Source organism: Paracoccus marinaquae (assembly GCF_018860165.1).
GTDB classification, from domain to species: Bacteria; Pseudomonadota; Alphaproteobacteria; order Rhodobacterales; family Rhodobacteraceae; genus Paracoccus; species Paracoccus marinaquae.
Genome location: NZ_JAHKNG010000044.1, coordinates 16959 through 27636, shown reverse-complemented (window position 1 = coordinate 27636; position 10678 = coordinate 16959). Strand labels below are relative to the sequence as shown.

The 10678-nt window shown below is 69.5% G+C and carries 7 protein-coding genes, 1 pseudogene and 1 riboswitch; of the genes and pseudogenes, 7 read left to right on the top strand and 1 reads right to left on the bottom strand.

Features of this window, described 5'->3' with window-relative positions:
- The 3 genes and pseudogenes from KNW02_RS20950 to KNW02_RS17420 form a co-directional block, all read left to right on the top strand.
- A pseudogene (locus KNW02_RS20950) lies at nucleotides 1-119 on the top strand (IS200/IS605 family transposase); the annotation flags it as partial.
- Nucleotides 120-193: 74 nt separating this feature from the next.
- Nucleotides 194-382, top strand: a complete 189-nt coding sequence (locus tag KNW02_RS17425; protein WP_216034510.1) for a DUF6900 domain-containing protein — start codon at nucleotides 194-196, stop codon at nucleotides 380-382.
- A 14-nt stretch (nucleotides 383-396) separates the two neighbouring features.
- Nucleotides 397-624, top strand: coding sequence for a hypothetical protein (locus KNW02_RS17420; protein ID WP_216034509.1), 228 nt, complete (start codon nucleotides 397-399; stop codon nucleotides 622-624).
- Between the two features lie 437 nt (nucleotides 625-1061).
- Here KNW02_RS17420 and KNW02_RS17415 read toward each other — a convergent pair whose 3' ends face one another.
- The gene (locus KNW02_RS17415; RefSeq protein ID WP_216034508.1) at nucleotides 1062-1625 is read right to left on the bottom strand and encodes a HutD/Ves family protein; all 564 of its coding nucleotides are present in this window, start codon (nucleotides 1623-1625) and stop codon (nucleotides 1062-1064) included.
- Between the two features lie 199 nt (nucleotides 1626-1824).
- On the opposite strand from KNW02_RS17415, the gene KNW02_RS17410 reads away from it, so the two are divergent.
- The 4 genes from KNW02_RS17410 to KNW02_RS17395 all read left to right on the top strand — a co-directional run bounded on the left by KNW02_RS17410 (nucleotide 1825) and on the right by KNW02_RS17395 (nucleotide 10665).
- The gene (locus KNW02_RS17410; protein WP_348524761.1) at nucleotides 1825-7287 is read left to right on the top strand and encodes an alpha-2-macroglobulin family protein; all 5463 of its coding nucleotides are present in this window, start codon (nucleotides 1825-1827) and stop codon (nucleotides 7285-7287) included.
- Between the two features lie 15 nt (nucleotides 7288-7302).
- The gene (gene pbpC / locus KNW02_RS17405; protein ID WP_216034506.1) at nucleotides 7303-9351 is read left to right on the top strand and encodes a penicillin-binding protein 1C; all 2049 of its coding nucleotides are present in this window, start codon (nucleotides 7303-7305) and stop codon (nucleotides 9349-9351) included.
- A 162-nt stretch (nucleotides 9352-9513) separates the two neighbouring features.
- A riboswitch (adenosylcobalamin (AdoCbl) riboswitch) is annotated at nucleotides 9514-9593 on the top strand.
- 44 nt (nucleotides 9594-9637) lie between these two features.
- The gene (locus tag KNW02_RS17400; protein ID WP_216034505.1) at nucleotides 9638-9847 is read left to right on the top strand and encodes a CbtB domain-containing protein; all 210 of its coding nucleotides are present in this window, start codon (nucleotides 9638-9640) and stop codon (nucleotides 9845-9847) included.
- 65 nt (nucleotides 9848-9912) lie between these two features.
- On the top strand, nucleotides 9913-10665 hold the full coding sequence (locus KNW02_RS17395; RefSeq protein WP_216034504.1) for a CbtA family protein: 753 nt from the start codon (nucleotides 9913-9915) through the stop codon (nucleotides 10663-10665).
- Nucleotides 10666-10678: the final 13 nt, after the last annotated feature.

Here is a 10678-nt window from a genome sequence, read left to right as displayed (position 1 = left end):
GCAGGCGGTTCTGGGCCCGCGGATATTTCTCGACAACCTCGGGCAATGTCACCGACGACATCATACTTCAGTATCTGGAACTGCATGGAAAACGGGATGCTACCGGCGTCAGCCGGTAGTGGTTCACATGATCGTGGGTCAGAGCGACTCTGATCGTGCGAGGTGAAAGCAATTCACCACCGAAGGCCAGATCTTGACCCAACCGAACCGGACCGCCACCGACACCCTGTTGACCGAAATCGCCCAGCGCCATTTTCACGGGCTGGAAACGCTGGAGACCCGCAACCGCGATGCGCTGGATTTCCACGATGTCGCAGTCTGGGCGATCCGCAGCGAGCTGGAAGAGGCCTATGCCGCTGGTCTTGCCGCCGCCACGAACTGAACCGGAGCATCGACATGACCCACGAGCCCGCCAGCAACAATGACGCCGCCCTCGCTGCCTTTATCGCGAAAAAAGTGGAAATCGACGCCATGCTGGCCCGGTTGCAGGCCTTTAGTGAGGACCATTTCGGCACCGAACCAGAGCAGGTGAATTGGGCCCATCTCGGCAGCCTCGAATATCATGCGAACCTGCTGAAGCGGATCAGCGACTTTGCCTTTGGCGAGGTCGAACACGCGGCATGACGCCACTGCGGATACCGACCGCTGAGCCCCGCCCCGCGCGGGGCTCGGCTCCGTAGAAGGCGACCGCAGTCTGCGGTGGCGATGCACGGAGCCAATGATGACCAAACTCACCGACACCCAAACCCTGATCCTGACCCGCGCTAGCGCCCGGCCCGGCAATCTTGCATCGCCGCTGCCCGAGGGGCTGCATGGCGCGGCGGCGAAGATCTTTAGTCCGACATGGCTCGGCGCGCGTCAGGTGGCGCGGGCAGATGTCCCGAGGGCCTCTGCGCTACCCTCAATGACATCACACCGGGCGAATGCGCAAACTGCATCCACCGCGCAGGATAAGGATCGACGTGATCGGACGCAACGTCAGCGCAGCGCGGTGGGCAGCCGCAGCGATCATCGCGGTTCTGGACGTGGCTTGTACGTCATGTCTCCACGAATCTTGTACGTCATGTCTCCACGAATGGTGCCGGCTGGCACTGGACGATGAAGACGGCGCCTTCGCCGGCGATCTGCAGTCCGGCCTCGCCCGGAAACGCGCAATCGCGCGCGCCGAGTGTCCGGCCCGACACGGACACCTCTCCCCGCCGGCAGATGACGGCCAGTATCGCGGGCAGGTCCGGGCGGATCTCGCCGGTGACATCCAGCGCCAGGACCCGGTGGCGTAGCCGCGCGCGGCGCGTCATGATGTTCAGGTCGAGGATCGGGCCATCGCTCAGCCGCGCCATGACCTCGGCCTCGCCCGGAAAGCGGATCATGGGATCGCCGGCGGTCAATTGGCGGCGTTCTTCCGGCAGGGTCAGGATCATGCCCGCGCCGCGCATCAGGCACAGCGTCCGGTCGACCCCCTCGAAGCGGGAAAAGGGGCCGTCGCTGGCGACCTCGGCCATGCTGATGCGCCAGTCGAAATCGGCAAGCCCGGCAGCCGGGGGCGACACGGCCACCTCATGCGTGATGCCGCCGCCATTCTTCCAGGGCATCGCCTTGCCCTCGCCCCAGCGAACCAGCCTCATGTCAGGACCACCGGCAGGTGTTCCGACGCTCTGGTTCCCGCATTGAGCATGACATTGACCCCCATATCCGATAGATATGTTTATACTTATCTAAGGGCCATGTCCATGACCCTCCTGCGGACCCCGCGCGCCTGACACGCCTTGCCCGACTCGGGACCAGCGTGCCACCGTCGCCTTGTTGGATTCGCGGAGGATGGCCATGCGCGCCGGTTGGATGATTGCCCTTGTTTCGCCGCTTCTGCCGCAGTTTGTCGCGGCCCAGCAAGGCCCGCTGATCCCCGAACGGCGCGTGATCATCACCGAGAATGCCGATCTGCCGGGCAATGACATCTCGCAGATCTTCGATGTCTCGATCGACGCCTGCATCGAGGCCTGTCTGGCGAATGATGCCTGCACCGCCTTCACCTTCAACGCCCGGTCGAACGCCTGTTTCCCGAAATCGGCGGCAGAGTCCGCCGTGCCCTATCAGGGTGCCTATTCCGGGCTGGTGCTGGCGGCACCGGCGGGGGCCGCGGACCGGGCCCGCGCCTGGGTCGATCAGGCCGGCGGCATCCTGCGGCCGGATGACCTGTCGGCGGCCCGCGGGATGGCCGCGGATCTGGCCGAAAACCATCTGGTCGGCGATCTTGGCGCCTCGGATCTGGTCGGGATGGCGCGCGCGGCCGCGATCGCGGGCGATCTGGCCGGTGCAAGGCGGATGATCGGCGCGGCCACGAACCTGTTGGATGCCAGCGGCGACTGGGCCGAATATGCGCGGCTGTGGCTGGCCAGAAACGACCGTTTTGGCAGCGATCCGTCTCTGGCCCGGACGGCGGCGCTGAACGCCTATCTGCGCGCGGGCGACGCCCGGCAGGCCGCCACCGCCCTGCAACTGATGGCCGAGGCCGATCTGATGCATGAAAACGGACGGCGCGCGATCGAGGCCCTGCGTCTGGCGATGCAGCTCGCACCCTCGGACGTTCTGGCTGCCACCTTGGCCGATGCCGAGGGCAGATACGGCTTTCGGATCACCGATCAGCAGGTCGAGGCCGATCCCGCCGATCCGCGGATCTGCGCGGTCTTCTCGGATCTTCTGGACGAGACCGTGGATTACGCGCCCTTCGTCGCGCTGCCAGCGGGCGATCTGACGGTCGAGGCTTCGGGCGAAAGGCTGTGCATCGGCGGGCTGGAACACGGCCAACGCTATGAACTGACCTTCCGCGAGGGGCTGCCCTCGGCCTCGGGCGAGGGCATGCTGCGCGATGTCGAGATGGCCCATTACATCCGCGACCGCAGCCCGCAGGTCCGCTTCGAGGGGCGCAGCTATGTGCTGCCGCGCATGGCCGATGCCGGCCTGCCGGTCATCACCGTCAACACCCCGGCACTGGATCTGAAGCTGATCCGCGTCTCGGACCGGAACCTCGTGCGGACGCTGCGCGACGGCTATCTTGCCCGGCCGATGGATTACTGGTCCGAGGAATATTTCTCGGCCGAGATCGGCGAGGTGGTCTGGCAGGGACAGGCCGATGTCGGGGTCGAGCGGAACCTTGACGTGACCACGCGCCTGCCGGTGCAGGAGGTGACGGGCCCGCTGGGCACAGGCATCTATGCGCTTCAGGCCAGCATCCCCGAAAGCGACCCCGAAGAGATTGCCCCGGCCACGCAATGGTTCGTGGTCTCGGATATCGGCATCACCTCGCTGTCGGGGGCGGGCGGGCTGCATGTCGTGGTGCGCGGGCTTTCGGACGCCGCCGCCCGTCCGGGGGTCGAGGTTCAGCTGCTGTCGCGCGGCAATGACCTGCTTGGCCGGGCGACCGCCGATGCCGATGGTGTCGCCGTCTTCGAGGCCGGGCTGACGCGCGGTACCGGCAATGCCGCGCCGGCGGCGATCACGGTGATGGATGGCGATGATCTGGCATTCCTGCCGCTGAACGACGCCGAGTTCGACCTGTCCGACCGTGGCGTCGAGGGGCTGCCCCCCGCGCCGCCGATGGATGTGTTTCTGACCACGGATCGCGGCGCCTATCGCGCGGGCGAGACGGTCCATGCGACCATTCTGGCGCGCAATGGCGCCGATCAGCGCGCCCTGCCGGGCCTGCCGCTGACGGCGGTGCTGTCGCGGCCCGACGGGGTTGAATTCGCGCGCCAGCTTGCGCCCGAGGCCGGCGCCGGCGGCCATACCGCGGCCTTCGCCATCCCGACAACCGCGCCGCGCGGCACCTGGCGGCTGGACGTGCTGGCCGATCCCAAGGCGCCCGCTCTGGCCTCGCAGAAACTGCTGGTCGAGGATTTTCTGCCCGAGCGCATCGACATGGTTCCGACCATGGTCGAAGGCCCGCTGGCGGTGACCGACACGCCGCCGATCGGGATCGAGGTCCGCTATCTGTTCGGCGCGCCGGCGGGCGGGCTGGAGGTCACCGGCGAGGCGCGGCTGACGGCGGCGCGCAGCCTGGCCGGGCAGGAAGGCTTTGTCTTCGGCCGCGAGGATGCGCGCTTTGATTCCCGGATCGACTATTTCGGCACCGGCCGGACCGACGATCAGGGCCGCCTGTCCCTGACCGCAGCCCTGCCCGATCCGGGTGCAGAGGCGGCCCGTCCGATGACGGCCGATTTCATCCTGTCGGTCAGCGAAGGCTCGGGCCGCCCGGTCGAGCGTCGGATCGAACGCACCGTCCTGCCCGGGGTGCCGGTCGCGGGCCTGCGGCCGCTCTTTGAGGGCGAGGCCATCGCCCAAGGCAGCGATGCGGGCTTTGCCGTCATCATGCTGGCCCCGGACGGAACCCGGATCAGTGGCGCAGTCGACTGGATCGTGAACCGGGTCGAGACCGATTATCAGTGGTATGCGCTGAACGGCCGTTGGGACTATGAGCCGGTCACCCGGCGCATCGAAATTTCGCGCGGCACGGCCGGTGCGCTGGCCGATGGTCAGGCCGAGATGCGGATGCCGGCGCTGGACTGGGGCCGGTACGAGATCGTCGCCACCCCCGCCGGGGCGCAGGGCGGCAATGGCGCGGCATCCTTCGCCTTCGATGTCGGCTGGTATGCGGCCTCGGGCGGCGCCACACCGACGCCGGATCGCCTGGCCGTCTCGCTGGACCGGCCCGGCTATCGCGCGGGCGATACCGCCATCGCCCGGATCGAGGCACCGCGTGCGGGGGTCGCGCTGGTCTCGGTGCTGACCAATCGGGTGGTCGATCTGAAACTGGTCGAAGTGACTGAGGGCCAGAACAGCGTCGAGCTGCGCGTGACCGATGCCTGGGGCAGCGGCGCCTATGTCATGGCCAGCGCCATCCGGCCGGTGGGTCAGGACGCGGGCCACGCGCCGGTGCGCGCGCTTGGGCTGGCCCATGCGGCGATCGAGTCGGGCGACCGGGCGCTGAGCGCCGTGATCGAGGCGCCCGAGGCCGCCGATCCGCGCGGCAGCCTGCCGGTCACCCTGCGCGTCGAGGGCGCGAAGCCCGGCGATCAGGTCTTTGCCACGCTGGCCGCCGTCGATCTGGGGATCCTGAACCTGACCGGCTTTGAACCTCCCGACCCTGCGGCGCATTACTTCGGCCAGCGCCGGCTGGGCGTCGGCATCCGCGACATCTATGGCCGGCTGATCGACGGGCAGGCGGGCACGCCGGGCGCGATCCGCTCGGGCGGGGATGCGGGCTCGGCCGTCGCGCGGCAGGCGCCACCGCCGACCGAAGAGCTGATGGCGTGGTTCTCGGGTCCGCTGACGGTTGCCGCCGATGGCACCGCCAGCGCCGAAATTCCGCTGCCGGCCTTCAACGGCACCGTGCGGCTGATGGCGGTCGTCTGGTCGGGCCGCGCGGTCGGGCAGGCCACGCGCGATGTCATGGTGCGCGATCCGGTGGTTCTGGCCGCCTCGGCCCCGCGCTTCATGGCGCCGGGCGACCGGACGCAGGTCCTGCTGGAACTGACCCATGCCGCCGGCCCCGCCGGCGAGATGCGGATCGAGGCGCTGCCCGAAGGCATCAGCCTCACCGCCCCGCCGCCGGCAGGCGTGGTGCTGACCGACCTGGGAAGCGCGCGCCTGACCCTGCCCATTACCGCGCCGGACACGGCCGGCCCGGCCCGGATCGCCCTTGCGGTGACGACCCCGGACGGGCGGCGGCTGGAACAGATGGTGCATATCCCGATCCGTGCGAACGGCCCCGAGATCAGCCGCGAAAGCCGCTTCCTGCTGGCGGCCGGCGACGACCTGACCCTGCCGGGAGATCTCATGGCCGGGATGCGCCCCGGCAGCGGCTCGGCCACGGTGGCCATCGGCCCGGCGGCGCGGTTCAATTCCGCTGCGATCATGCGCGACCTGCAGCAATATCCCTATGGCTGCACCGAGCAGCTGACCTCGATGGCGATGCCGCTTCTGGCCTTCGGCAGCATGGCCGGGGGTCTGCCCGAAGCGGACACCGCCGCCCGGCGGGTCGATCAGCATATCGCGAAGATCCTGACCCGTCAGGATGCAAGCGGCGCCTTCGGCCTGTGGCGGCCCGAGGGCGGCGATCCCTGGCTTGATGCCTATGTCACCGATTTCCTGTCGCGGGCGCGGGCGGCGGGACATGCGGTGCCCGACGCCGCCTTCGGCTCGGCGCTGGACAATCTGCGCAATCAGGTGAATTACGCGGCCGATTTCGACGCGAACAGCAATGGCGGCGGCGAGGCGCTGGCCTATGCGCTGATGGTGCTGGCCCGGGAAAACGCTGCCGCCGTGGGCGATCTGCGCTATTACGCCGATGCCAAGGCGGGCGATTTCGCATCGCCCCTTGCGGTGGCGCAGCTTGGGATGGCGCTGGCCCTGGTCGGCGACCAGCCGCGCGCCGATGCGCTGTTTGCCCGCGCCGCCGGCATGCTGCATCCGCCGGGGCCCGATGACACCGCCCTGCGGTCCGATTTCGGCACCCGCCTGCGCGACCGTGCCGGGGTCCTGTCGCTGGCCGCCGCCGCCGGATCCGGCTCGGCCGATCTGGACCGGATCGGCCAGTCGCTGGAGGACAGCCTGACCGGCCAGCCGCTGTCGCCGCAGGAGGCGGTCTGGTCGCTGATGGCTGCCGGCGCCCTGACCCCCGATCTGGCCCTGCCGGGCATTTCGATGAACGGCCAGCAGATCGAGGGGCCGCTGATCCGCGACGTGACCGCGAATGGTGCGGGCGCGGTCCTGTCGAACGGCTCGGGCCGCGAGACGCGGGTGACGCTGACCCTGCGCGGTGTTCCCCTTCTGCCGGAACCGGCGGGTGGCAAGGGCTATTCGATCAGCCGCGCCTATTACACGCCCGAGGGGCAGCCGGTCGATCCCGCCAGCGTGGCGCAGGGCCAGCGGCTGGTCGTGGTCCTGACCGTCGATCCGCACGGGCAGGGCGGTGGCGGCCGGCTGATGGTGGACGACCCGCTGCCCGCCGGGTTCGAGATCGAGAATCCGCATCTGCTGAAATCCGGCGAAACCGAGGGGCTGGACTGGCTGGAGGTCGAATCCGAGGTCGACAGCAGCGAGTTCCTGACCGACCGCTTTCTGACCGCCATCACCTGGAGCGGCGGCGACACGCTGCGGCTGGCCTATCGGGTGCGGGCGATCACACCGGGCAGCTTTGACCACCCGGCGGCCAGCGTGATCGACATGTACCGGCCCGAATACCGCGCCTGGACCGACAGCGGCCGCGTTACCGTCACCGGCGAGCGTTAGGCGGGCAGGGGCGTCATGCGGCGACACGGCCTGTTCCTGCTGGTCCTTGCCCTGTGGCTGACGGCCGCCGGGCGCGACGCGCTGGACGATTGGATCGAGCGGACCGATCTGCCGCCCCTCGCCGTCGCCACCGGGGCCGAGGTGCTGGCCCGCGACGGCAGCCTGCTGCGCGCATTCCCGGTCGCGGATGGCCGCTGGCGGCTGGACCCCGGCCCGGTCGATCCGGGCTTCGTGGCGATGCTGCTGGCCTATGAGGACCGGCGCTTCTATCGCCATGCGGGCGTCGATCCGCTGGCCATGCTGCGGGCCGCCGGGCAGTCGCTGCTGGCCGGGCGTTTCGTCTCGGGCGGCTCGACCCTGACCATGCAGGTCGCGCGCTTGCTGGAGGAAGGCCCGACCGGCGAGATCGGCGGCAAGCTGCGCCAGATGCGCGTGGCCATGGCGCTGGAACGCCGGCTCGGCAAGGCCCAGATCCTCGACCTCTATCTGCGCATTGCGCCCTATGGTGGCAATCTTGAGGGGATCCGCGCCGCCACCCTGTCCTGGTTCGGCAAGGAGCCGCGCCGCCTGACGCCCGCGCAGGCAGCGCTGATGGTCGCCCTGCCGCAATCGCCCACCGCGCGGCGCCCCGACCGCAGCCCGGATGCCGCTTGGGCGGCGCGGAACCGCGTGCTGGCGCGGGCAGCCGCGCGCGGCGTGCTGTCGCGGGCCGAGGCCGATGCGGCGCGGGACGAGGCCCTGCCACTCGCGCGCCGGCCCTTTCCGGCGCTGGCGCCGCATCTGACCGGCGCGCTGCACCGCGCCGACCCTGCCGCCCGGCGCATCGCCACCACCATCGACCCGGCGCTGCAACGCGCGGCCGAGGCGCTGGCCCGCCGTGCCATCCGCGGTCAGGCCGAGGCGGTGACCGCCGCCCTGATCTTCGCCGATCACCGGACGGGCGAGGTTCTGGCCCATGTCGGCGCCGCCGACTGGACCAATGACCGGCAGGCCGGGTTCATCGACATGACCGCGGCGCTCAGATCACCCGGCTCGACCCTGAAACCCTTTGTCTATGCGCTGGCCTTCGACGACAACCTTGCCCATCCTGAGACCCTGATCGAGGATCGCCCGGTCGCCCTCGGCCGCTATGCGCCGCAGAATTTCGACCGCCGGTTCCGCGGCACCGTCACCCTGCGGCAGGCGCTGACGGCCTCGCTGAACATCCCGGCGGTGCGGCTGGCCGATGCGGTCGGGCCGGCGCGGCTGATGGCACTGCTGAAGCGTGCGGGCGCCGGGATCAGGCTGCCGGGCGGCGAGCCGGGGCTGGCCGTGGTTCTGGGCGGCGCCGGCGTCAGTCTGGGCGACCTGACCCAGGCCTATGCCGGGCTGGCCAGTCTGGGCCAGCGGGTCGATCTGTCGCCCCTGCCGGGTCAGGGCGGCAGGCGCCGCCAGCGGCTTTTCGGGCCCGTGGCGGCGTGGCAGGTCGGCCATATGCTGGCCGGGATCGCGCCGCCCGAGGGTGCCCCCCCGGACCGCATCGCCTACAAGACCGGCACCAGCTATGGCTATCGCGATGCGCTGGCACTGGGCTTTGACGGCCGTCATGTCGGGGCGGTCTGGATGGGCCGCGCCGATGGCACGCCCGTTCCCGGCGCCTTCGGCGGTGACCGGGCCGCGCCGGTGCTGTTCGAGCTGTTCGCCCGGGTCGGCGCGCCGGGAACGCCGCTGCCCCCGCCGCCGCCGGCCACGCTGATGCTGGGCAATGCGCAACTGCCGCAGCCGCTGCGGCATTTCCGCGCGCCGGATCAGGCGGTGGCCGACGCCCGGACGGGCGGCAACGCGCCGCAGATGGCCTTCCCGCCCGACGGTGCCCGGATCGAGGCCCCTTCGGGCCGGCTGGTCGTGAAGGTCCGCGACGGCGCCCCGCCCTATACCTGGCTCGCCAATGGTGCGCCGGTCGCGGTCGCCAGCCCGGACCCGGCCACCGAGATCGACCTGCCGCCGGGCGCGGGCTTCGTCGATCTGGCGGTCATCGACGCCCGCGGCCGCTCGGCCGCGGCGCAGATCACCGTCCTGCCGTGACGGCGCCCGTGCGGCCGGCGCGATATCGTCGCGCGGGTCCGGTCCTTAGCAACGTGGGGGGCTCACGTCATCACGGCTGCATGAAGCCCAAACCCGTTCGGTTTCGGGCCGTTGCGAATTGACAATGCGCCACGGGATATCTAGCGTGACAGGCACGAAATTCAGTTGGGGAAACCGGTGCAAATCCGGTGCGGTCGTGCCACTGTGACCGGGATCACTCCCGGAAGTCAGACCTTCAACTGCAAAGATCATACTTCAATGGGACACGGCTTCCCGGGAGATTGCCATGGCTGACGCGACGCTCGCGCCCGTATTCGAACCGACCCCCCTTCCTGTCCGTGACATCATGCCCTGGGCGATCTTCGCCGCGGTCATCGGCGTGATTGCCTTTTACTTCACGGGACTGGAGCAGGGTGCCACCGCCGTCTTCGACGGTTCTGCGATTCATGAATATGTGCATGACGCGCGGCACCTGCTGGGCTTTCCCTGCCACTGAACGCGGCAATTCGGCTTAGAAACTTACAAGCGGGCGCAGGCGATCCCGCTGACCGGGAACATGACATGGTTGGAAAACTTCTGATGCGCGGGCTGCTGGTCGGCCTTCTGGCGGGTATCGTCGCTTTCGGTATCGCATATCTGTTCGGCGAGCCGCCACTGTCCGAGGCGATCCTCTTCGAGGAGCAGATGGCGGCGCTGGAAGTGCCCGATCCCCATGCTGTCGAGGAGGAAGCCCCGGTCAGCCGGACCACCCAGGCGACGACGGGCCTGCTGACGGGCACGGTCATCCTCTCGATGGGGCTGGGCGGCATGTTCGCGATCGTCTTTGCCTTTGCCCATGGCCGGCTGGGCCACCTTGGCGTGCCGCAGAGTTCGGCACTGCTGGCGGCGCTCTGCTTTGTCACGGTCTCGCTGGTCCCCTGGCTGAAATACCCGGCGAATCCGCCCGCTTCGACCTTTGACGACACGGTGGCCTATCGGACCCAGCTGTATTTCCTGATGCTGGCCCTGTCGATCGCGGCGAGTGCCGGCAGCCTGATGCTGCGCCGGAAGCTTCTGCCGCAACACGGGGCGTGGCGGGCGTCGGTGATCGCCGTGATCTGCTATCTGGTTGCGGTGGGGCTGGTCCTTGGCGCCATGCCGGCGGTCAACGAGACGCCCGAGGCGTTCCCCGCCGATGTGTTCTGGGATTTCCGCATCGCGTCGCTGGGGATCATGTTCGTGATCTGGGCTGTTATCGGGCTGGCGTTCGGGATCGCCGCGGAACGCCTGTTTCCCGGTCGCCCGGCGGCGAGAGGCGGCATCCTGACGGCCTGATCCGCGCGTGCCA

Coding starts and splice junctions, on each gene's coding strand:
- KNW02_RS17420 (WP_216034509.1), top strand. CDS start 397: ATGACCCACGAGCCCGCCAGCAACAATGACGCCGCCCTCGCTGCCTTT.
- KNW02_RS17415 (WP_216034508.1), bottom strand. CDS start 1,625: ATGAGGCTGGTTCGCTGGGGCGAGGGCAAGGCGATGCCCTGGAAGAAT.
- KNW02_RS17410 (WP_348524761.1), top strand. CDS start 1,825: ATGCGCGCCGGTTGGATGATTGCCCTTGTTTCGCCGCTTCTGCCGCAG.
- pbpC (WP_216034506.1), top strand. CDS start 7,303: ATGCGGCGACACGGCCTGTTCCTGCTGGTCCTTGCCCTGTGGCTGACG.
- KNW02_RS17400 (WP_216034505.1), top strand. CDS start 9,638: ATGGCTGACGCGACGCTCGCGCCCGTATTCGAACCGACCCCCCTTCCT.
- KNW02_RS17395 (WP_216034504.1), top strand. CDS start 9,913: ATGGTTGGAAAACTTCTGATGCGCGGGCTGCTGGTCGGCCTTCTGGCG.